Origin of the sequence: Rhodococcus sp. IC4_135, assembly GCF_011602025.1 — a bacterium.
GTDB classification, from domain to species: Bacteria; Actinomycetota; Actinomycetes; order Mycobacteriales; family Mycobacteriaceae; genus Rhodococcus_F; species Rhodococcus_F baikonurensis.
This window is the reverse complement of record NZ_JAAOLG010000011.1, coordinates 163,395-187,837: the sequence shown is the minus strand read 5'-3', so window position 1 is coordinate 187,837 and position 24,443 is coordinate 163,395. Positions and strand designations below refer to the sequence as shown.

Genomic DNA, 24,443 nt, shown 5'->3' with positions numbered 1-24,443 from the left:
ACGGAATGCATATCAGCTCGGTGTCTGCTCGTGACCAGATCAGCCCTGAGCCGTCACTTCGACAACCTTGTCCGCTTCGAAACCGAATTGTGGACGGCCGTCGACCAGAGACTCCGAATCGAGCACGCCCTGCCACTGAGTCGATTCGAGCCGATGCAGATCATCGACAGACTCGGATCTTGTCGGGTCTTCGACATTGCCGAGGCCCTCGCGATCACCGTCGGCGGCACGAGCAAATTGGTGGATCGGATCGAGTCCTCGGGGCACTGCCGTCGACAATCCAATCCGGCAGACAAACGATCCTCACTCATCGAGTTGACCCCCCAGGGAAATGAGCTGTTGCGGCGGGCGAAGGCCACGTTCGACGACGAACTGGAACGCCGTCTCGGTTCCGTGCTGACGCCCGACGCTCTCGATCGGTTCGGCGCCACACTGGCCACGCTGCGTGAAGCCAACCGAAGCCTGACACCGACTACGAAGGAAAAAGCATGACCGACACAATGCGCGCAATCGTGCTCGACGCCCCCGGCCCGCCAGAAGCATTGACCATCAGGGAGATTCCGATACCTGTGCCGATTGCGGGCTGGGTACTGGTCCGGGTGAAGGCCTTCGGTCTCAATCGATCCGAACTTCACACCCGCCTCGGCCTCGCCGAAGGCGTCACTTTTCCGCGGGTGCTGGGCATCGAAGCCATCGGCGAAGTGGTGAACTGCCCCGGTGGGGAGCTGACCGAAGGCCAGCAGGTCGCTGCCATGATGGGCGGGATGGGTCGAGTCTTCGACGGCGGATATGCCGAGTACACGTGCGTTCCCGTCAGCCAGGTCGTTCCCTTCACCAGCGACCTGGACTGGTCGACATTGGGAGCTGTTCCCGAGATGCTGCAGACGTCGTACGGCTCGCTGACGGTGGGACTGGATGCGAAATCCGGTCAATCCCTACTGATTCGAGGCGGAACCTCCTCGGTCGGCATGGCAACGGCAGTCCTGGCGAAGCGGTGGGGACTCACAGTTCTCGCAACCACCCGAGACGAGCGCAAGGCGGCGTCACTGACCGCGATCGGAGTTGACCACGTTGTTGTCGACGACGGTGCTGTGGCCGGACAGGTGCGAGACATTCTCCCGGGCGGTGTTGATCTGGCCCTCGAATTGGTCGGAACACCAACACTTCCCGACACGTTGCGCGCCACTCGCGTTCACGGCACCGTGTGTTTCACGGGCATGCTGTCCAACGAGTGGACAGTCAAGGACTTCTATCCGATCGACTACATTCCACGCGGAGTGCGATTGACCTCGTACGGCGGGGATGCGTCCGACCTGCCTGCCGACGTCCTGCAAGATTTCCTCTCCGCTGTGGCGTCCGGCGAGGCGGTGGTACCGATCGACGAGGTGTTCGCGTTCGAGGACATCGCGCGAGCACATGCCAAGATGGAAGCCGGTACGGCTCGTGGCAAATTGGTAGTGATGCTCTGACCTGGCTTCTCACACCTGGTTTCTCACACCACGAATCGATAGCCCATTCCCGCCTCGGTGATCAGATGCTTGGGGTTGGCCGGGTCGTCCTCGAGTTTTCGACGAAGCTGAGCAAGGTAGACACGCAGATAGTGGGTCTCGGTGTCATACGCCGGCCCCCACACCTCCCGAAGCAATTCCTTCTGCCCGACCAGCTTTCCGCGGTTGCGCACAAGCATTTCGAGCATGCCCCACTCGGTCGGCGTCAAGTGCACCTGTTCACCGCGCCGACTCACCGTTTTGGCAGCCAAGTCGACCGTGAACGACGCGGTCTCGACCGACGGTTCCGAGGTATCGGCCGCGGAGGTTCCCCGCCTCGCCGCAGCTCGCACGCGGGCCAGAAACTCGTCCATCCCGAAAGGCTTGGTGACGTAATCGTCGGCGCCCGCATCGAGCGCCTCGACCTTGTCCGCGGAGTCCGTGCGCGCCGACAGAACGATGACCGGCGCCGTGCACCAGCCACGCAGGCCGGCAAGTACTTCGGTGCCATCCATGTCCGGCAGTCCGAGATCGAGCACCACGACGTCCGGTGGACGCTCGGCAGCAGCCCGCAACGCGCCGGCGCCCGTCGACGCCGTCACCACCTCGTACCCGCGCACCGAAAGATTGATACGCAGAGCCCGCAGAATCTGCGGTTCGTCGTCCACTACCAGGATTCGACTCATGATCCATTCCCATTCGTACCGGCCGCAGCCAATTCCACGATCATCGTCAATCCCCCACCGGGTGTGTCTGTGGCGCTGACCGTTCCGCCCATGGCGTCGACAAACCCGCGCACTACGGAAAGCCCGAGGCCCACTCCACCGGTGTTGTCACGATCGCCCATCCGTTGGAACGGTTGGAACATCGTTTCGGCCTCACCTCTCGGAACACCCGGGCCGGTGTCGGCGACACTGATCACCACACGATCACCGAGTTGCGCCGCCCCGACTCGCACCGGGGTTTCTCCCCCGTAGCGCAGAGCGTTGTCGACGATGTTCGCGATCACCCGCTCGAGCAGTCCTTGATCTGCTTGTACTGCAACGGTACCCACGTCGACGACTACGCTGCGAGCTCGCGAATCCGAGCGTCCGCCGATGCCGAGGCCCAGCAACGCGCGGTGAACCACCTCGTCCAGATACACCGGCCGCAGCGTGGGTTTCACCACGCCGGCGGCAAGGCGGGACGAGTCGAGCAAGTTCCCGACCAGTGCCGTCAACTGATCCGCCGACTCCTCGATGGTTGCCAACAATTCAGCGGTGTCTTCGGGCGAGAACTCGATGTCGTCGCTGCGCAGACTCGACACCGCAGCCTTCACTCCGGCGAGAGGCGTTCGCAGGTCATGACTTACCGCTGACAGCAGGGCTCGACGCAGTTGATCAGCCTCGGTGAGCGCGGCAGCCTTGCTCGCCTCGACGGTCAGTTTCTCCTGGCGGATCATTCCGACGGCTTGGTGAGCCACCACCGTCAGCACTCGTCGATCCCGCGCACTCAGGTCGGGTCCAGCCAACAACAGCGCGTATTCCCCGTCGTTGACCTCACAGACCGTATCCGCTTCGTCGTCCGTGGTCGGAGGCTGCGTTCCCACGGCGGCAATGACGCCGTCGTCGTGATGGATGACGGAAACCCCTCGCTGGCGATAGATTTCGAGTGCCTTCGCCAGAAGTGTCGACAGGTCTGCTCCGCGGAGAACTGATCCGGCGAACAAGGTGAGCAGTTCGGCTTCCTCGGAGGCGCGCTTCGCCTCTCGGGCGCGCTTTGCTGCGGCATCGACCAGAACGGCAACTGCCACAGCCACGATCAACAGCACGACAGTGGTGATGAAGTTGTCAGGTTCGGCGATGGTGAAGCTGTACCGCGGATCGGTGAAGAAGTAGTTGAGCAGCAGTCCCGAAATCAGGGCTGACAGTATCGCCGGGCCGACGCCGCCGAGGAGGGCAACCAGAACGACCACGACGAAGAACAATGCGTTCTCCCCGTTGACCCCGGAAATTCGGTCGACCAGACCCATGATCGCCGCCGCGAGTGAAGGTACGACGATCGCCGCAATCCACGACAGGACTCGGCGCTCCGAGCGCCCCAGCACCGAAATGCGTCGTCGCGTCGTTGCTTCCTCATGCGTGACCATGTGAACGTCGATACCGCCGGACTGCTGAACCACCGCGGCGCCGATCCCCTCGTCGAGGATGCGGGCCAGGCGAGAACGCCGAGACGTTCCCAACACCAACTGTGTGGCGTTCTCCTCCCGGGCGAACTCGAGAAGCGTCGACGGTACGTCGTCACCGACAACGGTGTGCAGCGTCGCGCCGACCCCGACGGCCAACGCACGCACCTTGCCCATCTCGGGGGCCGAGACCCCGGTGAGTCCGTCACCGCGCACGACGTGGACCACCATCAGTTCGGCGCTCGACTTCGACGCGATTCGAGATGCGCGTCGTACCAAGGTTTCCGACTCCGGTCCCCCGGTCACGGCAACGACGACGCGCTCGCGCGCCTCCCAAGTGTCGGTGATCTTGTTCTCGGCCCGGTATTTCGCCAGTGCGGCGTCCACCTGATCGGCCACCCACAGCAGAGCCAGTTCGCGTAGCGCCGTGAGGTTTCCGCGCCTGAAGTAGTTACCCAATGCCGCATCGACACGTTCCGGCGAATACACGTTGCCGTGAGAAAGTCTACGGCGCAGCGCTTCCGGGGTGATGTCGACCAGCTCGACCTGCGCCGCACTACGCACTATCGCGTCCGGAACGGTCTCCTGCTGAACCACGCCGGTGATGTGCGCGACAACGTCGTTGAGGCTTTCGAGATGTTGCACGTTGACCGTGGACAGGACGTCGATTCCGGCGTCGAGCAGTTCCTGTACGTCCTGCCAGCGCTTGTGATTCTTGCTCCCCGGCGTGTTGGTGTGTGCCAACTCGTCCACCAGGACAAGGGCCGGCCGCCGAGCCAACACGGCCTCGACGTCCAGTTCCGGCATCCGTGTTCCGCGATAGTCCACCAGCTTCGGCGCAATGATCTCGAGGTCGCCGATCTGCGCCGCCGTGCGGGCGCGGCCGTGTGTCTCCACGACGGCCGCGACCACGTCACAGCCACGATCTCGACGCCGATGAGCCTCACCGAGCATCGCGAAGGTCTTTCCGACGCCAGGGGCAGCGCCGAGGTAGATACGCAATTCACCGCGTTTGCGTGCCCTACCGAAAGATTGACCGACCTTCTCCGAAGAACTCACGTGACAATCATCCACCAGTCGTCGGCGCAGCACACGTAGGTGCCGTCAATCCGAGTGCCAGGTTCAACTCCAGGACGTTGACTCGCTCGGCTCCGAGAAATCCGAGTTGCCTACCGTCGGTGTGCTCGGCCACCAACTCTCGCACCTGATCTTCCGAGATGCCGTTGTTCGCCGCCACCCTCGCGACCTGCAGTTCGGCGTACGCCGGACTGATGTGGGGATCGATACCCGAGCCCGAGCCGGTGACGGCGTCGACGGGAACCGATGCCGGGTCGACGCCCTCACGTGCCGCGATGGCCGCCCGACGCTCGATGATGAATCCAGCCAGAACTTCGCTGCTCGGCCCCTGGTTGGACGGCAGTGCCGCGGCGGGATCACCGGTGGCGAACGGATCCTCGTCCGAAACCGATCCGACGACACGATTGTGGAAGAACGGGTCCTGCTGCCCTTCGGCAACCTGCGGATCGACACCCACCCAGGCACTGCCGACCACGCAACCGGAGGCGTCGGTGACCGGTGAGCCTTCGGCCGATCCCGAACTGATTCGGCTGACACCCCACACGGCGGCAGGATAGATCACACCGAGAACGACGGTGAGCGCGAGCAATACGAGCAGACCCGCCCACACCTGTTTGGCAAAACCGATAGTGAAACGCATGTCAGGTCACCCAATTCCAGGAATCAAACGTACGACGAGATCGATCAACCAGATACCGACGAACGGCGTGATCACACCGCCGAGACCGTAGACGAGCAGGTTACGTCCGAGCAACTGCGATGCCGTCGACGGTCGGTATCGAACACCCTTGAGTGCCAACGGAATCAACCCGATGATCACCAAGGCGTTGAAGATCACGGCCGAGACGATCGCCGATTCGGGAGTGGCGAGACGCATGATGTTCAACGCGTCCAGCTGCGGGTAGATGCCGCTGAACAAGGCCGGCAGGATTGCGAAATACTTCGCCAGGTCGTTCGCCAACGAGAATGTGGTCAACGCGCCGCGGGTGATCAGCAACTGCTTGCCGATTTCCACCACCTCGATCAGCTTGGTGGGATCGGAATCGAGATCGACCATGTTCCCGGCCTCTTTGGCTGCCGAGGTTCCCGTGTTCATCGCGACCCCGACATCCGCCTGGGCAAGGGCGGGAGCATCATTGGTCCCGTCACCGGTCATCGCGACGAGACGTCCGCATTCCTGCTCCTTCCGGATCAGGGCCAGTTTGTCTTCCGGGGTGGCTTCCGCCATGAAGTCGTCGACGCCCGCCTCGTCGGCAATCGCCTTCGCGGTCAACGGATTGTCGCCGGTGATCATGATCGTGCGAATACCCATCGCCCGGAGTTCGGCGAATCTGTCGGCCATTCCCGGCTTGACGACGTCGGACAACGCGATCACGCCGAGTATCGAAGTGCTCTCACCGTTCTTGACGGCAACTACCAGTGGTGTTCCGCCGGCTTGCGCGATGTCGTTCACGGTGTCGGTCACCGCGGTCTCTGCGTGTCCACCGCCACTGACGACCCAGTTCATCACCGCATCTGCTGCACCCTTTCGGATGTGGCGTCCGGAGTGGTCGAGTCCGCTCATCCGCGTTTGTGCCGTGAAGGGAACGAACTCGGCGCGTTCCTCGTCCAGCGTCGGCTCGGCAGCGAGACCGAACTCCGCTGCGCACAACTCGACGATGCTCCTTCCCTCGGGAGTTCCGTCGGCCAGGCTCGACAAGCGTGCTGCCGCAGCGAGGTCGTCGGCGGTTACACCTGGCGCCGGATGGAGCGCGGTCGCCCGACGGTTACCGAAGGTGATGGTTCCGGTCTTGTCCATCAGCAGGGTGTCGATGTCGCCCGCAGCTTCCACGGCACGCCCCGACATCGCGAGAACGTTGCGCTGGACGAGCCGGTCCATCCCCGCGATACCGATCGCCGAGAGCAACGCTCCGATGGTCGTCGGGATCAGGCAGACGAGGAGTGCGATCAGCTTGATCGGATCCTGTTCGTGCCCTGCGTACAAGCCCATCGGGCCGATGGCAACGACGGCGAGGAGGAAGATGACGGTCAACGACGCGAGCAGGATGTTGAGCGCAATCTCGTTGGGTGTCTTCTGACGCGAAGCACCCTCGACGAGCGCGATCATCCGGTCCACGAACGAACTGCCCGGTGCCGCGGTGATCTCCACGACGATGCGGTCGGAGAGAACCGTCGTACCACCGGTGACGGCGCAGCGGTCGCCACCGGATTCACGGACTACCGGTGCCGATTCACCGGTGATCGCCGATTCGTCCACGGAGGCAATACCTTCGACCACGTCGCCGTCGCCGGGGATGACCTCGCCCGCAACCACGATCACCCGGTCCCCGACCACCAGTTCGGTGCCGGACACCGATTCGATCGCACCACTCATGGTGATCCGATGTGCGGTGGTGTCCTGCTTTACCTTTCGCAAGCTGGCCGCCTGGGCCTTGCCTCGCCCTTCGGCCACGGATTCGGCGAGGTTCGCGAAGATCACCGTGAACCAGAGCCACAGGGTGATCACCCAGGAGAACACCGAGGGGTCGGCTATCGCCATGACGGTGGTGATGACGGAACCGACGAACACCACGAACATGACCGGGTTACGCGCCAAGTGGCGTGGGTCGAGTTTGCGTACGGCCCCCGGCAACGCGGTGATCATCTGCCTCGGGTTGAATACGCCTGCGTGTACTTGACGGGACTGCCCTGGATCAACCTTGTCGGCAGCTTCTTGCGCTACCACGGGTTTCTCACTGATACGCACGGTCATTGAAGAGCCTCCGCTAGCGGGCCCAGCGCGAGGGCCGGGAAGAATGTAAGTGCAGCAACAAGAACGACGGTGCCGGTCAACAAGCCGGTGAACATCGGACCGGATGTGGGGAGGGTGCCCGCCGTCGGCGCCACCTTCTTCTGCGAGGCCAGGGCGCCGGCCAGAGCGAGAACGAAGATGATGGGCAGGAATCGGCCCAGAAGCATGCAGATTCCGAGGGACGACTGGAACCAGTCGCTGGTGACAGTCAGACCGCCGAACGCGCTGCCGTTGTTGTTCGAGGCGGAAGCGAAGGCGTAGAGCACCTCACTGAACCCGTGGATCGATCCCGGCGTGCCCGGATCTCCCCCGTTGCCTTGATAACCGGTGGTCGATCCGAGGATCACGGTGATGGCGGTACCGATCAGGACAAGTGCGGGCATGACCAGAATCGACAGTGCTGCAAGGGTGATCTCGCGTCGACCCAACTTCTTGCCGAGGTATTCGGGGGTGCGACCGACCAACAGTCCGCCGACGAACACCGCGATCAGTGCGAGTACAAGAATCCCGTAGAGGCCGGTTCCGACTCCACCCGGCGCGATTTCGCCGAGCAACATGTTGAGCAGGACCGCGCCTCCGCCGAGGGGCGACATGCTGTCGTGGGCAGAGTTCACCGCACCCGTCGACGTTCCCGTGGTCGCCACCGCGAACAATGCCGATCCGGGGATTCCGAAGCGAACTTCCTTGCCCTCCATCATCGAACCAGCTGCTGTGGCGGCAACACCGCGTGCGCCGGATTCGGCAGCGAGCGTCACCGCGAGCAGTCCGCTCCACAGGATTCCCATCACTGCCAGCAGGGTGAGGCCTTGCCTACGATCCCCTACGAGAGTTCCGAATGTCCGGGTGAGGCAGACCGGAATCAACAGGATCGCCAGGATCTCGACGATATTGCTCAGCGGGGTGGGGTTCTCGAACGGGTGCGCCGAGTTGGCAGCCAAGATCCCGCCACCGTTGGTGCCGAGTTCCTTGATCGCTTCCTGGGACGCGACGGGAGCTAGTGCATTGGTCACCGCATTGCCGTCGAGGCCGGTGGAGGCGAAACCGCTGTGGAACGACTGGATCACTCCCTGGCTCAACAGGATCAGGGCGATCACGAAGGAGAACGGGAGAAGGATGCGCAGGGAGCCACGCGTGAGATCGACCCAGAAGTTGCCGATCTCACCGCCCCTGGCCACTCGAATGAAACCACGTACCAAGGCGATGGCCACTGCCATGCCGACTGCGGCCGAGACGAAGTTCTGCACCGCCAGACCGACGGGCTGAACGAAGTTGCTCATCGTCGTTTCCGGCGTGTACGACTGCCAGTTGGTGTTCGCCACAAAGGAAATCGCGGTGTTGAAGGCAACGGCAGGGCTGACGCCGGACAGTCCGTCATTCAGCGGCAGTACTCCCTGAATCCGTTGCAGGAAGTACAGGAACAATGCGCTCGCCAACGAGAATCCGAGAACGCTCGCGGCGTAGCCGTACCACGTCTGCTCGGCCCGCGAGTCGATCCGACCGACGCGGTAGATCACACTCTCGACCCGCAGATCTCGCGTCGACGAGTAAACGCGAGCCATGTAATCGCCCACCGGAACGTAGGCGATTGCCAGAACGACGAGGACAAAGGCGATCTGCAGGCCGGCTGCGAGAGCGGGCGACATCAGAACCTCTCAGGATCTACGAGTGCAACGAGCAGATAAATGACCAATGCCGCGGCGACGGCGATCAGAACCACGCTGACCACACCGGCAACCGTCATTTGGGAGCGCTCGCCTGTAGGGCGCGCAGTACCAGCGCGCACACGAGAAAACCGCCGAGAATCAGAGCAACGTAGGCCAGATCGGCCATGAGCTTCCCTCTTCGAAATCTTTTGCCGTGCTGCTGTGCATCGCAGCCATGACGCTCGGTCGCCCTCGACCGGATGCGCTCTCTCAGCTTCGACCTCCAGAGAGGCTGATTCCGCGTCTCTGACGATCCACTTACGCACTGACCTGGCGTCTTGACGCGATCTTGACGCGAAACCAAAGTTCGCTAATACTGAAACAAGTTACTGTTCGTTCGAACGAACAGTTTTGCGAAGGGAACCTGATGACTTCTCGAACCGACCACGATCTCGCCCCCGGTCTCGTCGACCAGGTTGCGAGTCTGGCCTCGGGTGCTACCTCGTCCGTCGCGGCCACCGAGGCAACGCTGAGCCGCATCGAGGCCACTCAGCCTCACCTCAACGCGTTCAAGATCGTGCGGCGCGAGAAGGCGCTGGAGGAAGCTGCCGAGGCCGACAGACGTCTCGCACTCGGCGAGCGTCTACCGCTTCTCGGCGTGCCGATCGCAGTGAAGGACGACGTCGACATCACCGGCGAACCCACCGCCTTCGGTTGCCCGGGCGATTTCCCGGCCAAGACCGAGGACTCGGAGATGATTCGACGCCTCCGCGACGCCGGCGCAGTGATCGTGGGCAAGACCAACAGCCCGGAACTGGGCCAGTGGCCGCTCACGAGCGGTTCGGCCTTCGGCTACACGCGCAATCCGTGGTCGCGTCACCACACTCCCGGCGGATCGTCGGGCGGCACCGCCGCGGCCGTCGCTGCCGGATTGGTCAGCGCCGGAATCGGTTCCGACGGAGCCGGTTCCATCCGGATTCCCGCGGCCTGGACCAACCTCGTCGGAATCAAACCGCAGCGCGGGCGTATCTCCACCTGGCCCGACGCCGAAGCGTTCTACGGCCTGACGGTCAACGGCCCGCTCGCTCGCACCGTCGCCGATGCGGCACTGTTGCTCGACGTCGCTGCCGGCAACCACGACGGCGATCTCCACAAACCGGCACCGGTCACCGTCAGCGACGCAGTGGGACGCGACCCCGGAAAGCTGAAAATCGCTCTTTCCCTTCGTAATCCGTTCACCGCCACTCCCGTGAAGCTGGACCCGGAAGTGCGCCTGGCTGTTCATTCGATAGCCGACACGCTGCGCGGACTCGGACACCATGTCGTCGTCGACGATCCCGCCTACGGCCTGATCTTCGGCCTGAACTTTCTGCCCCGCTCACTCGTCGGGGTCCACGACTGGCTCGGACGCGTTCCCGATCCGACACTGGTCGACGCCCGAACACGCGCAAATGCACACAGCGGCAAGCTACTTCGCGGCGCGCCACTGCGCGCGGCCCGTGCCGCAGAACCGCGGATGCGAAAGCGGATCGGAGCGATCTTCGACACGTACGACGTCGTCCTGGCACCCACGACGGCAACTCCACCGATCATGGCGACCGCGATCGACGGCATCGGTGGTTGGGACACCGACAAGGTCATGACCGGAGCCTGCCCGTACGCGTGGCCGTGGAACGTCCTCGGCTGGCCCTCGGTCAACGTACCCGCCGGATTCAGCAAGGCCGGCCTGCCCATCGGTGCGCAGTTGATGGGCAACGAAAACACCGAACCGCTGTTGGTCTCGCTCGCGTCACAATTGGAATCGGTCCTGCGTTGGGATCAGGTCCGCCCCGAGCCGTGGTGGTGATTCGATGAGTAACCGGGACGTTCGCGAGCGAATACTCGACGCCGTTCTGCACGTCGTCGGTACCGACGGCATCCCTGGTGTGAGCAACCGGCGCATCGCCGCGCAGGCCGGCGTCTCACTCGGATCGATCACGTATCACTTCGCCAGCCAGTCGGACATGCTTCGGGCTGCGCTGTCTCGTTTCGTGACCGACGAGACGACGCGCCTGCGTGCCTTGGCCGAGGAGTACCGCGACAAAGGTCTGAGCGTCGAGGACGCTGCGGCGATCGCCGAGAAGGTGACGCGAGACCTGTCGTTCTCCGCCGAGCGGATCGCACCGTTCGAGATGTACATCGCAGCCGGCCGGGACCACGAACTTCATGAGGTGGCGGTGGAATGCTTTGCCGCCTACGACGATCTGACCGTCACGATCCTGACGGCACTCGGCGTACCGGATCCGGAGTCGATTGCATCGACGCTTGTCGCCGTCATCACCGGACTCCAACTCCGACGCCTCGCTACGGGCGTCGACGAGCAGGACATCGGCGCGGCGATTCTCAGGGTCCTCCGGCCCCTGTGAGTGGTTAGGCAGTCCCTGGACTCCTTAACCGCTCACGGGGCCGGAGGCCCTAGAAGCCCAGGCGTCCGAGCTGCTTCGGGTCCCGCTGCCAGTCCTTGGCGACCTTGACGTGCAACTCCAGGAAGATCCGCACCCCGAGCAGCTTCTCGATCTGCAGCCGAGCGCTGGTGCCGACTTCCCGCAGACGCGCTCCGCCCTTACCGATGACGATGCCCTTCTGACTGGGCCGCTCGACGTAGAGCAACGCATGGACGTCGAGCATCTCGCCCTGCTTCTCAGTGCGTCCTTCGCGCGGGATGACCTCCTCGATCACCACGGCCAAGGAGTGCGGCAATTCCTCACCGAGACCCTCGAGCGCAGCCTCACGGATGAGTTCGGCCATGAGCACCTCTTCGGGCTCGTCCGTCAGTTCGCCGTCCGGGTAGAAGGCGGGGCCCTCGTCCATCAGGCCGGCGAGGACGTCGACCAGGATCTCCACCTGTTCACCCGACTTCGCGGAGACCGGGACGACCTCGGATTCGGGGCCGAGCAGGGTGGACAGCGCGAGCAACTGCTTGCCGACGGCGTCGCGGCTGACCTTGTCGATCTTGGTGACGATGCCGACCAGCTTGGTCTTGGGCGCCATCTGACGGACCTGCTGCACGATCCAGCGGTCGCCAGGCCCGATGGCCTCGTCGGCGGGGATGCACAGGCAGATGACGTCGACCTCGGAGTAGGTGTCACGCACCAGGTCGTTGAGGCGCTGCCCGAGCAGTGTGCGCGGCTTGTGCAGTCCTGGGGTGTCCACCAGGATCAGCTGCGCATGCTCGCGATGAACGATGCCGCGAATCGTATGGCGCGTCGTCTGCGGGCGCGAGGACGTGATCGCGATCTTGCTGCCGACCAACGCGTTGGTCAGCGTGGACTTACCCGTATTGGGTCGACCCACGAAACACACGAAGCCTGACCGGAATTCGTTCTTGCTCATAACTGCTCCTCGCTGAACACTCGCTCAGTCATCGGTGTCTTCTGTCTCTTCGTCTTCGGACCGCGGGATGCGCTGCACGAAGACCGTGCTGATGCGTACTCGTCCTCGGCCCGTATTGGTTCCCTCGCCGCGCAGGATCAAACCGTCGTACTCCACTTCGGAACCGGGAAGTGGAACTCGGCCGAGTACGTATCCGATCAGCCCGCCGACGGTTTCGACCTCGTCGAGTTCGAGTTCGAGATCGAACAATTCACCGAGGTCTTCGATGGGAAGCCGAGCGGATACGCGGAACATTCCGTCCCCGAGGTCCTCGATGGGCGGCGTCTCGTCCTCGTCGTACTCGTCGGCGATCTCACCGACGATCTCCTCGATGACGTCCTCGATCGTGACCAGCCCGGCGATTCCGCCGTACTCGTCGACGAGGATCGCCATGTGGTTGCGGTCACGCTGCATCTCGGCCAGCAAGCTGTCGAGCGGCTTCGAGTCGGGAACGAACACCGCGGGCCGCATGACGTCGCAGACGTTGACGTTCCGGCCGCCGTCGGGCAGGTGGTAGGTCTGCTTGACCAGATCCTTGAGGTAGACGACTCCGAGCACGTCGTCGACGTTCTCCCCGATGACCGGCAAGCGTGAGTGACCACTGCGCACTGCCAACGACGTTGCCTGCCCGGCATTCTTGTCGTTCTCGATCCACACCATGTCGGTGCGGGGCACCATCACCTCGCGTGCCGACGTGTCTCCGAGTTCGAAGACCGACTGGATCATTCGGCGTTCTTCGTCGGCGACGACGCCGCGTTCCTGCGCCATGTCCACGAGTTCACGCAACTCGATTTCCGAAGCGAACGGACCGTTACGGAAGCCCTTACCCGGGGTCAATGCGTTACCCACGAGGATCAGGACGCGACTGATCGGCCCGAGCAGAACACCGATCCACAGCAGAGGCAACGACGCGGCCATCGCGATGGAGTACGCATGTTGGCGCCCAAGTGTTCTCGGTCCGACACCGATGACCACGTACGAGACGAGAACCATGATCACCGCGGTGACGGTCAGCGCCCAGCCCAGCGAGAGGATGTCGATCAGGCCGCCCACGAGTACGACGGTGGCCGTGATCTCGCACAGAATGCGAAGCAGGACCATCAGATTCACGTATCGCGGACGATCGGTCAGGATGCGTTGCACTCGCGCGGCACCGGCTCGCTCTTCCTTGGCCATCTCGTCGATGCGCGCCGACGAGATGGTGTTGAGCGCCGAGTCGACGGCCGCGAAGACACCACCGACCGGGACAAGAGCAATCGCCAGAACAAAGAGCGCTATGGCGCTACTCACTACAGAACCCCCGGATGACTGTTATCGGTCCACTCCGTCGACGAAACCGGTTTTGCCGAGCAGCTTCTGATCGCGTTCGGCCAGTGCTGCTTCGCGGTCGATACGGCGAAGGTCTTCGTACCACTCTTCGAGGAGGCTGTTCTGCAAGCCGAACATCTCCTTCTCCTCTTCTGGCTCCGCGTGGTCGTAGCCGAGGAGGTGCAACACACCGTGAACGGTCAGCAGTGCCAGTTCGTGAGCCAGTGAATGCCCGGCCTTGTCGGCCTGATCGGCAGCAAAAGACGGACACAACACGATGTCACCGAGCATCGACGGTCCAGGCTCGGGGGAATCAGGACGTCCACCAGGCTCGAGTTCGTCCATCGGGAACGACATCACGTCGGTCGGGCCCGGCAGGTCCATCCAGCGAACATGCAGATCCGCCATCGTCGCGGAGTCGACGAGAACCATCGACAGCTCGGCCGCCGGATGGACATCCATCCGAGCGATCACGAAACGGGCAACGCTGATCAACTCCGGTTCGGAGATGTCCATGCCCGATTCGTTCGAGACCTCGATGCTCATGTGCGACGCTCTTTCCTGGGAAAAGTAGGGGTTGATGCGTCGATCAGCCTACCGCCGCGGTGAATGAGCATGTGCAGCGCGGCGCTGCGCCCGGTTTCCGACCGCCAACTCGCCGGACCGATCCGATTCGTGACGTTCGTAAGCGTCGACGATGTGGGAGACCAGCCGATGACGTACGACGTCGCTGCTGTCGAGGGTGGCGAAATGAATATCGTCGATCCCGGTGAGGATTTCGGACGCCGCACGCAGACCCGAACGGGCCCCGCCCGGCAGATCGACCTGGGTCACGTCTCCGGTGACCACGATCTTGGAACCGAACCCGAGGCGGGTCAGGAACATCTTCATCTGCTCGGCCGTGGTGTTCTGCGCTTCGTCCAAGATGATGAAGGCGTCGTTGAGCGTCCGTCCACGCATGTAGGCGAGCGGAGCGACCTCGATGACTCCGGCCTGCATCAACTTCGGAATCGCCTCGGGATCCATCATGTCGTGCAATGCGTCGTGCAGCGGGCGCAGGTACGGATCGATCTTCTCGTGCAGCGTGCCGGGCAGAAAGCCCAGTCGCTCGCCGGCCTCGACTGCCGGTCTGGTCAGGATGATCCTAGAGACCTGCTTGGCCTGCAACGCCTGAACGGCCTTGGCCATGGCGAGGTAGGTCTTGCCGGTACCGGCCGGGCCGACTCCGAACACGATTGTGTTCTCGTCGATGGCGTCGACATAGCGTTTCTGGTTGAGGGTCTTGGGCCGAATCGTCTTGCCCCGACGCGAAAGAATGTCGAGGGAGAGCACCTCGGCCGGAGACTCGCCGACCTCGTTGGTAAGCATGCCGATCGTTCGTCGAACAGCGTCCGGTGCGATGGGCTGCCCCCGACCGGCCAGCGACGCCAATTCACTGAACACACGTTCTGCCAGCGCAACGTCTGCAGCCGTCCCCGACAAGGAGATGGTTCCGCCACGTACGTGAATGTCGGCACGAAGCTCACGTTCGATCGCGGTGAGATTCTCGTCCGTCGCCCCCAGGATTTGACGCACGGTCTCCGGCGCCAGATCCATACTCGAACGGACGGTGCGCTCTGCGGGCAGAGCGCGCTCGGTGATGGTGGTTACACGGTTCCCGTCGAGTTCACTGTGTTCACTCACGTGGTGAATATGGCCTGCTTTCTGGTCCGATCAGCCCACTCGACTCGTGAGCCTCGATACTTCGAAGTCTAGCGCCAGAGTCGGACACGGCCCACTTGTTAATCGTCGCGGCTCAATCCTCGCGGCGACCGGACGGCAGCGATTCTCGGATCCATTCCGACGCCTCGGCGACGATCTCGGCACTTCCGTCCGGACTGATACCCGCGATGACCAGGCACACGGCGGCAAAGGATTCGCCGGAGTCCGTGATGAGCCCACTGTTTGCCTGATCGAACAAAGTGATCGTGATCGCCTCGGTCATGGCTACCAGAGTCTCGGCCGGCAGGTATGTCGAGAAGGTTCCGTCACGCTGACCGCGCTCGACGACGCTGATACTCACGGCGCGCGCGGGCTCCATCAAATCGAGAATCCGCTGCTCCCCCAACTCTTTGCGAGCAAAGCTGAGCAGCATCCGGAATCGATCGCCGACCGGCCATGACAGCAATGCCAGTACGGCGGTCGCCAGATCCGGGCGCTCGGGCGGCTCACCGGCTTGGCTCAGCGCAGCAACAAGATCGGTCGACGCCTCGTCCACGATGCCGTTGATCAGCGCCTCACGGCTGTCGAAATGCGCGTACACGGTTCGCCTGACCACACCAGCGGCTTTCGCGACGTCGTCCATGCTCGCATCCGGGTCAGCAGCGAACGCCGTGATCGCCGCCTCGATGATGCGATTGCGATTCGCCGCGGCCTGACTACGACGCTGCCGTCCGCCCGATTCGGCAGTTCCCGAAACGACTGTGCCCGAGTGCGTCAACGCGCGTTCCACCTCTTTCGACTGCCCAACTGTGATCTAGGTCAATCATAGTTGCACATCGGTGTGCAAGTTATTAACTTACACATCAGTGTGCAAATAGATCGAGGAGTCTCTTCGATCATCAGGAACGGAGTCGCGTCATGACGACACTCATGAGCAAACCTGTCTCGGAGATGGACCAGCCGTACTCACGACGATGGGCCGCGCTCGGGGTGTTGTGCCTGAGTCTGCTGATCGTCGTGATGGCGAATACCGCGCTGATCGTCGCGGCACCGGACATGACCAGAGACCTCGGCCTCACCAGCACGCAGCTTCAATGGGTCATCGACGGCTACACCGTTCCCTACGCCGCACTGATGCTGCTGTTCGGCGTGATCGGTGACAAGTACAGCCGCCGCGGAGCACTTCTCGCCGGACTCGCAGTGTTCGCCGGCGGCGCCGTCTTCGGCAGTATCGCGGACACCACCAACGCCGTCATCGCGGCACGAATGATCATGGGCGTCGGCGCCGCGATCATCATGCCCGCGACACTTTCGCTTCTGGTCGCCACCTTTCCCAAAGCGGAGCGATCACGCGCCATCGCGGCGTGGGCGGCGACGTCGGGCTTGGCGATCGCACTCGGCCCGCTGTTGGCCGGATGGATTCTCGACAGCCATTCCTGGAGCATCACTTTCCTGATCAACGTCCCGATCGCCGCAGTCGCTGCCGTCGCCGCCGTAATCCTGGTACCGCCGAGCAAGGCGGAGCACCTGGGCCGGATCGACTGGATCGGCGGCGCACTCTCGGTGGTCACCATCGGCTCGCTCGTGTACTCGATCATCAACGGATTCCACTTCGGGTGGACCGGCGGGCCCATCGGCGCCGCCGCACTCGCTGCGATCGGCCTCGTCTCGTTCGTCGTCTGGGAACTGCGTCACCCGCAACCACTGCTCGACGTCCGTAAGCTCGGCCAGCGCATGGTCGGCGGCGCGACGCTCGCCGTACTTCTGCTCTTCCTGGCCGCGTTCGGTGCCATCTACTTCATCTCACAGCAGTTCCAGTTCATCCTCGGCTACGGCGCACTCGAAACCGGTGTTCGTCTGCTGCCCTTGGCAATTGCCGTTTCGATCGGCGCCGTGGTCAGTGGCCGGATCACTCCGCTGATCGGCGTCCGGGCATCCATCGTCGGCGGCATGGTCGTCGCCGCGGTCGGTGTTCTGATTCTCACGCAGGTAGACGGCGATTCGGGCTACTGGATGTTCGCCGTCCCACTGATCCTGCTCGGCCTGGGCATCGGCTTGAGTGAACCGCCGGCCACCGACGCCATCATGGACAACTTCTCCGAGGACGATCTCGGCGCCGCCGGTGGCCTCAACGACACCGCCATCGAACTGGGCGGCTCGCTGGGAATCGCGATCCTGGGCTCCATCCTCGCTGCGAGCTACAAGGATTCGATCGCAGGCTTCATAGGCGGCATGCAGGTTCCGCAGTTGACGGGTGAGCTGGCGCAACAGGCCGCGTACGCGATGGAGGTGTCGGGAGAATCCGTCGGCGGCGCTTCGTTGGTCGCCGAAGAGATGGCAGCCAATCCCTTGGCGGCAGCTCAGGCAGGGCCGTTGCTCGATGCGGCAGGCAGTGCGTACGCCGACGCGATTTCGGCGGCCAGTTGGGCGGGCGGTCTTGCACTGTTCGTGGGGGCAGTTGTCGTGGCGTTCATCCTGCCGGGCAAGAAGGCCCCGGTGCAGCAAGGCCCTGTGTCAGTCTGACGTGCTCGGCGCGAGCGGGTCTTCGGCGAGAACCAACTCGCGGGAGACCCGCCATGACTCGGTCGAGGGTGAGAGAAATGCGTCGTGTCCTTCGCCCTCGATCACACGCAGTGCCACGGGATCACCAGCCGCTTCCGCGGCTTTCGCGTACCGGGAGCTCACCTTGGCCGGCACCTGCAGATCCAGCGCACCCGTGACGCATACAACGGGGACGCCGATCGGCAGTCGATGCTGTGGCGAAGCACCGCGATACAGCTCCGGGTCCGCGTCGAACGGAACGCCGAACAGATCCTCGATGAAACTGATCCGTCGTCCACGCTCGCCTGCCGACGCCAGATCGAGTGCGGCAGCCTGGGCGATGACCCGTTCAGGTCTGGTGAACGTGTCCCTCTCCCCCGCCAGCCACACTGCAAGATGTCCGCCGGCCGAATGCCCGAGCAGGCGAATCTGATTCAGATCCAATTCGGCCGAGGACTTCGCGGCCACCAGTCCGGGGATCTCGTCGTACGCCGTTTTCACGTCGACGGACATCTCCGGCCAACCACCGCCCGCTCCGAGGCGGCGGTATTCGATGTTCCACACCGCGACACCGTGCCGCGCGAGTTCGACGGCAAATGCGGTGCCCAGAGTCAATCCGTACTGCCCGCTCCAGAAACCGCCGTGGATCTGCATGACGATCGGGATCGGGCCGTCAGCGACTCCGTCGGGAACGTAGAGATGCCCGAACTGCTGCTCGTGTCGGCCGTACGGAATCTTGAATCGAGGCACCGAGGAAATCTATCTCAGGCAAGAGCGCTGCCTGCGGCCCAGTCTGCCCACGAGAGGGTCCAGTCGCCGTTCTGCCACACCTCCAGCGGAGCGCCGCCGGTGTTCTTGATCTCGACGACATCTCCCGGCTGCGAGAAATCGAAGAACCATTTGGCGTTGGCCGCACTGAGATTGAGGCAACCGTGCGAGGTGTCGGTGTTTCCCTGCGCCCAGACGGTGCTCTCCAACTCGTGAAGATAGATACCGTCCGTGCTGATGCGGGTGGCCCAGTTGATGGATTCCTTGTAGCCCAGGCGCGAGTTGATCGGCAGACCGTAGGTCGACGAATCCATGATGACGGGATTGGCCTTGTCCATCACGGTGTACGTGCCGGGCTGGGTCCAGAACGAGAGCGTCGTGCCGCCGATCGTTTCGGTGCCGCCCATTCCCATCGAGGTCGGCATTTCCTTGATCACCTGACCGTTTTCGTAGACGGTCACCATCTTGGTGTTGTCGTCGGCGACAGAGACGTGGGAATCGCCGATCTTGAAGGACACGGTGTCGTCCTGCTGGCCGTACAGTCCGTTGCCGAGCTGCTTGCCGTAGATGTTCGCGTTCACCGAGACCGTCGTCCCCGGTGCGTAGTAGTTCTGCGGTCGCCAGTGAACGTTCTGACCGTCGACCCAGTACCACGATCCCTGTACGGGCGGATTGGTGGTGACCAGCAGAGACTTCTCGGCCGCGGCCTTGTCACCGATCAACTCGTCGAAATGAACGGCGACGACGGTGCCGACACCGTACGTGCCACCGTCCGAAATCGAGGCGCCACCGGTGGTGTTGATGTACGCGCGGGTCTGATTACTCGGCGCGACGGTGGTCAGCGTCGTGTTCTTGGTCGTGGCAACACCATTCGCGTCGACGGCGTCGACGACCAACTTGTAGGTCTTGCCGTACCCGAGTGGCTCGCTCGGCTTCCAGGACGTCTTGTCCGGCGTCGTGATACCGGCGACTTCCTTACCTTCGGGATTGGTCAGCGCGACGGTCGTCAGTGTTCCCTTCGCGACCTGGACCTCGATGGGGTCGAGTGGACTCACCGGGGTCCCGCCGTCCGCCGGCGTGACGGTGACGAGAGCCTCGCTGGTCGGTGTAGTGGTGACGGCACTGCTGGAGGAACCCGGATCGTCTCCCGTGGAGACTGTGCACCCCGCGACGAGCATCATCGCCGCCACGGCACACACCGCTCCAACGATTCGCATATGCGCACGTGACAACATCTGGCCTCCTGAAATCCCCGAACCAACTCACGCCGAAGGCGACCCCCGACGTCCTTACGATAGTGCGCAAATCTGACACTTCGCTGAGCGCCGGATCCGATTCAGCCCGGGATCACAGCACGATCAGTGCAGTGGCCGTGGTCCCCAGCGATCGGTCAGCACTCCGATCGCGCCCAGAGCAACAGCCCCCGCGGTCGACGTGCGCAGGACCGTCGGGCCGAGAAGCACCGGAGTGGCCCCGGCCTCCGACAACGCACTGATCTCCGAATCGTCCAGCCCACCTTCGGGACCGACAACCAGAAATACCTCGTCCGCGCTCGCCAGCGGCAAGCCGGCCAACGGCGTCGTCGCCGATTCGTGAAGCACCGCAACCACAGCGCCGCGGGTAACGGCGTCGCGAACCAACGCGATCACCGCCGGCGTCTTGTGCAGTTCCGCAATCTCCGGAACGAACGCACGTCTGGACTGCTTTGCCGCAGACACCGCCGCACTTCGCCAGCGAGCGACGCCCTTGGCGAGCTTCGGGCCCTCCCATTTGGCGACACAACGCAGGGACTGCCACGGAATCACGGCGTCGATCCCCGCCTCGGTAGCAAGTTCGACAGCCAACTCGGAGCGCTCGGCCTTCGGAAGTGCCTGAACCAGGGTCACCAACGGCTTGGGCTGCTCGAGAACCTGAACGTCACTGACCAACAGTTCCAGGCGATCCTTGCCGACACTCGTCACCTCGGCGTCGGCTACCCGGCCACGACCGTCGGCCAACACCAATCGCTCGCCGACGCCGATCCGGCGGACAGTGGCCGCGTGGCGACCCTCCTGCCCGTCCAGAACTGCGATTTCACCGACGCCGGGAACCGGGTCGAGAAAGAAGACCGTTGCGGCCACCGTCAGCGGCCGCTGAATGCTTCGCGAAGACGCGAGAACAGTCCACCGCTGTTCTGCGAGGCCGTCGAGACAACCTCGGCCTCGTCACGATCGCGGAGCAGCTTGAATTCCTTGAGCAGCTTGGACTGCTTGTGATCGAGACGGCTCGGGATGACCACCTCGAGGTGAGCGTGCACGTCGCCGCGCACTCCCGACCGCAGTTTCGGCATGCCATGACCGCGAAGAACAGCAACGTGTCCGGGCTGGGTGCCTGGCTCGATGGTGATTTCCTTCGGGCCGTCGATGATGGTGTCGACGGTGACAGTGGTACCGAGTGCAGCGTCGACCATGGGAACGCGGATGGTGCAGTGCAGGTCTTCACCGTCTCGAACGAAGACGTCGTGCTGCTGCTCGACGATCTCGACGTAGAGGTCGCCGGGGTGTCCGCCGCCGGGGCCGACTTCACCCTGCGCGGTCAAACGGATGCGCATGCCACCGGCGACGCCCGCCGGGACCTTCACCGTGATGTCGCGCTTGGCCCGAACTCGGCCGTCGCCGCCACACTTGTGGCAGGGATCCGGGATGGTCTCACCGGCACCGCGGCACGTCGGGCAGGGACGCGAAGTCATGACCTGGCCGAGGAACGAGCGCTGGATGGACTGAACTTCGCCGGCACCGTTGCAGGTCTCACAGCGGACAGGCTTGGAGTCGCCGTTGGTTCCCGCGCCGGTGCAGCTGTCGCACAGAATGGCCGTCTCGACGGTCACGTGCTTGCTGACTCCCGTCGCACATTCCGCGAGGGTCAGCTTGGTGCGAAGCAACGAGTCGGCTCCGGGCTGAACACGACCGCGCGGGCCACGACCTGCACCGCCACCGCCGCCGAAGAATGCTTCGAAGACGTCGCCGAGGCCACCGCCACCGAATCCGCCGCCGAAGCCACCACCGCCGCCGCCGCCGGACTCGAGTGGGTCTCCGCCGAGATCGACGATGCGACGCTTCTCCGGGTCGGTCAGGACCTCGTAGGCCGTCGAGATCTCCTTGAACTTGGCCTGCGCCGCCTCGTCAGGGTTGACGTCCGGGTGCAGTTCGCGTGCCAGCTTGCGGTAAGCGCGCTTGAGCTCCTGGTCTGTCGCGTTCTTGTCGACGCCGAGCAATCCGTAGTAATCCCGTGCCACGTTGAGTCTCTCGTCCTTCTCTTACTTCTAGGTTTTCCTCAGTCCTCGCGAGGAGGCGTGCCGACGAATGTCGACGTCCGTCATCGCTCGGAGAGAACTTCGCCGATGTATCTGGCAACGGCGGCAACCGATGCAATTGTTCCCGGATAGTCCATCCGAGTGGGTCCGAGCACACCGACACCACCGAAAACGGTACCGGCCGCGCCGTAGCCAGTCGAAATCACGGAGGTTCCGCGCATCTGTTCGACCTGCGTCTCTTCACCGATCTGAACGGTGACCGTGCCGGAATTCTGCGTCGCAGCGAGCAGTTTGAGGACCACTACCTGCTCTTCCAGTGCTTCGAGCACTGCGCGCAGTGAACCGGGGAAGCCAGCCAGACCGGAGAAATCGGCGGCGTTGCGCGTGAGGTTGGAGGTCCCGCCCAGGACGAGGCGATCTTCCGGATGTTCGACCAGGGTCTCGACGAGAACCGTTGCCGACCGGATCACGGCGTCGCGTAGGTCGGCCGGTGACTCGTCGGCCAGTTCCGCGACGGCAATCGACGCGGCGGCCAGACGCTTGCCTTCCAGGGCACCGCCGAGAAGCGTGCGCAACCGGGAAAGGTCTTCGTCTTCGAGGACGTCACCGAGCTCGACGATTCGCTGATCGACGCGGCCGGAATCGGTGATGAGAACGAGGAGCAGACGCGCGGGCGTCAGCGCGACCACCTCGAGGTGCCGAACCGACGACGCGGACAACGACGGGTACTGGACGACGGCGACCTGACGGGTCAGTTGCGCCAGCAGTCGCACACCGCGACGCAGAACGTCGTCGAGGTCGACCCCCGACTCCAAGAACTCCAGGATCGCTCGACGCTCCGGCCCGGACATGGGCTTGACGTCGGCGATGCGATCGACGAATTCGCGGTATCCCTTGTCGGTGGGGACGCGCCCGGAACTGGTGTGAGGTTGGGCGATGTAGCCCTCGGCCTCGAGGAATGCCATGTCGTTGCGCACCGTGGCGCTCGACACTCCGAGGTTGTGACGCTCGACCAGGGCCTTGGATCCCACCGGGTCCTGGGTGGAGACGTAATCGGCCACGATTGCACGTAAGACCTCGAAACGCCTGTCGTCGGTACTCGACATCGTTGCCACCTCCGTTTCCTGAACAGAACGAACACCGACATTTACACATCGGTTCCCACTGGCAGTCTAATCGCCCGAGCGCCAGAGACGGCTGTTGCCCTTACTGTGGAGTGAGATCGGCGAAAGGTCGATCGCACAACCATGGACAAGGCGGCACATGATCTTCAAAGGCGTGATGGACGGCAAACCGTATCCCGATCACGGACTGTCTCTACGCGACTGGTCGAAGTTCCCTCCACGTCAGGTTCGACTCGACGAGATCGTGACCACCACGAAGGTCCTCGAACTCGATCGCCTGCTGTCGGAGGACTCGACCTTCTACGGCGATCTGTTCCCTCACGCAGTGCAGTGGCGCGGCACTCTCTACCTCGAAGACGGCCTGCACCGAGCGGTACGCTCGGCCCTGCGAAACCGCGTCGTGCTGCACGCGCGTGTCTTCGACTTCGACGCGATGCCCGGTGTCATCGAGGGCGTCCGCTGACGCTCACGCGGCTCAGGCGCCGAGACTCAACCGACGAACGCGAGCAATGCGGGATTCGTCTGCCCCGGCCAGGTTCCGGTGAGCGTCGCCGAGCCTGACACTCGGTCTGCGTCGATCACTCTCACCACGGTCAATTCCAGATCTCCCGCGCTGACGATCGTGTCGGTGCCGACTGTCGAGCAGGTCACGGATTCGACTGCCGGTACCGATGCGCCGGCCGTACCGCTGCCTACTACGTGAGCCGTCACCGGGATGTGATCGGCGGTGTCGGCGAAAACCAGATCGACTCCGGCCCCACCGGTCAGAATCGCGGTTGCCACCGCGCTCACGTAGACCGGATCGCAGCACGCGTCGTACACCCACCGCTCGCCGAGTACCGAATGATCCATGGTCGCGATCAACGCATTCTCCGCCCCGTCCAGCGGAGCGCCACGATACGTGAGCGGGACCTGAAGAAATCGTCCGTCGGCCGAGCGCATCAGGTGCGTCTCGATTCCGACCTCACCGTCCGGGTCGTCGAAACGATAGGCGTCGACGCGTTCGAGCGACGAACAGTCGACCGACCCGATCCATGGCTGCTTCGGCACCCACGCTCGGAGCAGGTCGTTCTTGGACGGATTCAACTGCGCACGATGAATGATGGCCACCGCGGTAACGGTACGCGGCAAAGGAT

23 protein-coding genes are annotated in these 24,443 nt (G+C 63.5%); 6 read left to right on the top strand and 17 right to left on the bottom strand.

The genetic code is table 11. The features are described from left to right. The first annotated feature begins 30 nt into the window (after window positions 1-30). Together G8767_RS20690 and G8767_RS20685 are read left to right on the top strand one after the other, a co-directional pair. Window positions 31-492: a MarR family transcriptional regulator gene (locus tag G8767_RS20690; RefSeq protein ID WP_166811480.1), complete on the top strand. Its 462-nt coding sequence runs from the start codon at window positions 31-33 to the stop codon at window positions 490-492. Then, window positions 489-1,469, top strand: a complete 981-nt coding sequence (locus G8767_RS20685) for a zinc-binding alcohol dehydrogenase family protein (protein ID WP_124569266.1) — start codon at window positions 489-491, stop codon at window positions 1,467-1,469. Before G8767_RS20690 ends, G8767_RS20685 begins: the two co-directional genes overlap by 4 nt. 23 nt (window positions 1,470-1,492) lie before the next feature. On the opposite strand, the gene G8767_RS20680 is transcribed toward G8767_RS20685, so the two are convergent. Genes G8767_RS20680 through kdpF form a run of 6 tightly spaced genes read right to left on the bottom strand, consistent with a single transcriptional unit; the run spans window position 1,493 to window position 9,260 of the window. Further along, on the bottom strand, window positions 1,493-2,173 hold the full coding sequence (locus G8767_RS20680; protein WP_003944545.1) for a response regulator: 681 nt from the start codon (window positions 2,171-2,173) through the stop codon (window positions 1,493-1,495). Then, window positions 2,170-4,710, bottom strand: coding sequence for a sensor histidine kinase KdpD (locus G8767_RS20675; protein WP_095969772.1), 2,541 nt, complete (start codon window positions 4,708-4,710; stop codon window positions 2,170-2,172). Before G8767_RS20675 ends, G8767_RS20680 begins: the two co-directional genes overlap by 4 nt. Before the next feature lie 7 nt (window positions 4,711-4,717). Then, complete coding sequence (locus G8767_RS20670) at window positions 4,718-5,368, bottom strand: potassium-transporting ATPase subunit C (protein ID WP_166811478.1); 651 nt, start codon at window positions 5,366-5,368, stop codon at window positions 4,718-4,720. Window positions 5,369-5,374: 6 nt separating this feature from the next. Continuing rightward, entirely contained in the window at window positions 5,375-7,480 is a 2,106-nt protein-coding gene (kdpB, locus tag G8767_RS20665) for a potassium-transporting ATPase subunit KdpB (RefSeq protein WP_166811476.1), read from the bottom strand. After that, a complete protein-coding gene (kdpA, locus tag G8767_RS20660) occupies window positions 7,477-9,162 on the bottom strand; it encodes a potassium-transporting ATPase subunit KdpA (RefSeq protein ID WP_166811474.1) in 1,686 nt (561 codons plus the stop codon). The genes kdpB and kdpA overlap by 4 nt, the downstream gene beginning before the upstream one ends. Then, window positions 9,162-9,260 carry a K(+)-transporting ATPase subunit F gene (kdpF, locus tag G8767_RS20655; protein ID WP_007731078.1) on the bottom strand — a complete coding sequence of 33 codons (99 nt, stop codon included), beginning with the start codon at window positions 9,258-9,260 and terminating at the stop codon, window positions 9,162-9,164. Before kdpF ends, kdpA begins: the two co-directional genes overlap by 1 nt. Before the next feature lie 329 nt (window positions 9,261-9,589). Between kdpF and G8767_RS20650 the strand changes: the two genes are divergently transcribed. Together G8767_RS20650 and G8767_RS20645 are read left to right on the top strand one after the other, a co-directional pair. After that, the gene (locus G8767_RS20650; RefSeq protein WP_166811472.1) at window positions 9,590-11,008 is read left to right on the top strand and encodes an amidase; all 1,419 of its coding nucleotides are present in this window, start codon (window positions 9,590-9,592) and stop codon (window positions 11,006-11,008) included. Between the two features lie 4 nt (window positions 11,009-11,012). Beyond that, window positions 11,013-11,567 carry a TetR/AcrR family transcriptional regulator gene (locus G8767_RS20645; RefSeq protein ID WP_019749017.1) on the top strand — a complete coding sequence of 185 codons (555 nt, stop codon included), beginning with the start codon at window positions 11,013-11,015 and terminating at the stop codon, window positions 11,565-11,567. A gap of 49 nt (window positions 11,568-11,616) precedes the next feature. Here the strand turns inward: G8767_RS20645 and era are convergent, their stop codons facing one another. The 5 genes from era to G8767_RS20620 all read right to left on the bottom strand — a co-directional run bounded on the left by era (window position 11,617) and on the right by G8767_RS20620 (window position 16,372). Beyond that, entirely contained in the window at window positions 11,617-12,534 is a 918-nt protein-coding gene (gene era, locus G8767_RS20640) for a GTPase Era (protein WP_003944451.1), read from the bottom strand. 24 nt (window positions 12,535-12,558) lie between these two features. Further along, the gene (locus tag G8767_RS20635) at window positions 12,559-13,863 is read right to left on the bottom strand and encodes a hemolysin family protein (protein ID WP_019749019.1); all 1,305 of its coding nucleotides are present in this window, start codon (window positions 13,861-13,863) and stop codon (window positions 12,559-12,561) included. Window positions 13,864-13,884: 21 nt separating this feature from the next. After that, window positions 13,885-14,427, bottom strand: coding sequence for an rRNA maturation RNase YbeY (gene ybeY, locus G8767_RS20630; protein ID WP_003944525.1), 543 nt, complete (start codon window positions 14,425-14,427; stop codon window positions 13,885-13,887). 48 nt (window positions 14,428-14,475) lie between these two features. Next, a complete protein-coding gene (locus tag G8767_RS20625; RefSeq protein WP_223304543.1) occupies window positions 14,476-15,477 on the bottom strand; it encodes a PhoH family protein in 1,002 nt (333 codons plus the stop codon). A 199-nt stretch (window positions 15,478-15,676) separates the two neighbouring features. Next, the gene (locus G8767_RS20620; protein WP_166811470.1) at window positions 15,677-16,372 is read right to left on the bottom strand and encodes a TetR/AcrR family transcriptional regulator; all 696 of its coding nucleotides are present in this window, start codon (window positions 16,370-16,372) and stop codon (window positions 15,677-15,679) included. Between the two features lie 128 nt (window positions 16,373-16,500). On the opposite strand from G8767_RS20620, the gene G8767_RS20615 reads away from it, so the two are divergent. Then, a complete protein-coding gene (locus G8767_RS20615; protein ID WP_166811468.1) occupies window positions 16,501-18,105 on the top strand; it encodes an MFS transporter in 1,605 nt (534 codons plus the stop codon). Here the strand turns inward: G8767_RS20615 and G8767_RS20610 are convergent. The 5 genes from G8767_RS20610 to hrcA all read right to left on the bottom strand — a co-directional run bounded on the left by G8767_RS20610 (window position 18,097) and on the right by hrcA (window position 23,289). After that, window positions 18,097-18,873, bottom strand: a complete 777-nt coding sequence (locus tag G8767_RS20610; protein ID WP_166811466.1) for an alpha/beta hydrolase — start codon at window positions 18,871-18,873, stop codon at window positions 18,097-18,099. The genes G8767_RS20615 and G8767_RS20610 overlap by 9 nt on opposite strands. Before the next feature lie 14 nt (window positions 18,874-18,887). Next, complete coding sequence (locus G8767_RS20605; protein ID WP_166811464.1) at window positions 18,888-20,126, bottom strand: Ig-like domain-containing protein; 1,239 nt, start codon at window positions 20,124-20,126, stop codon at window positions 18,888-18,890. Between the two features lie 123 nt (window positions 20,127-20,249). After that, window positions 20,250-21,011, bottom strand: coding sequence for a 16S rRNA (uracil(1498)-N(3))-methyltransferase (locus G8767_RS20600; protein WP_095969764.1), 762 nt, complete (start codon window positions 21,009-21,011; stop codon window positions 20,250-20,252). A 2-nt stretch (window positions 21,012-21,013) separates the two neighbouring features. Further along, complete coding sequence (gene dnaJ / locus G8767_RS20595) at window positions 21,014-22,165, bottom strand: molecular chaperone DnaJ (protein ID WP_003944460.1); 1,152 nt, start codon at window positions 22,163-22,165, stop codon at window positions 21,014-21,016. 80 nt (window positions 22,166-22,245) lie between these two features. Then, the gene (gene hrcA, locus G8767_RS20590) at window positions 22,246-23,289 is read right to left on the bottom strand and encodes a heat-inducible transcriptional repressor HrcA (RefSeq protein ID WP_003944583.1); all 1,044 of its coding nucleotides are present in this window, start codon (window positions 23,287-23,289) and stop codon (window positions 22,246-22,248) included. A gap of 157 nt (window positions 23,290-23,446) precedes the next feature. Here hrcA and G8767_RS20585 point away from each other — a divergent pair, with 157 nt between their 5' ends. Beyond that, a complete protein-coding gene (locus G8767_RS20585; RefSeq protein ID WP_003944521.1) occupies window positions 23,447-23,770 on the top strand; it encodes a type II toxin-antitoxin system VapB family antitoxin in 324 nt (107 codons plus the stop codon). Window positions 23,771-23,796: 26 nt separating this feature from the next. Here the strand turns inward: G8767_RS20585 and G8767_RS20580 are convergent, their stop codons facing one another. Continuing rightward, a complete protein-coding gene (locus tag G8767_RS20580; protein ID WP_166811462.1) occupies window positions 23,797-24,417 on the bottom strand; it encodes a hypothetical protein in 621 nt (206 codons plus the stop codon). Window positions 24,418-24,443: the final 26 nt, after the last annotated feature.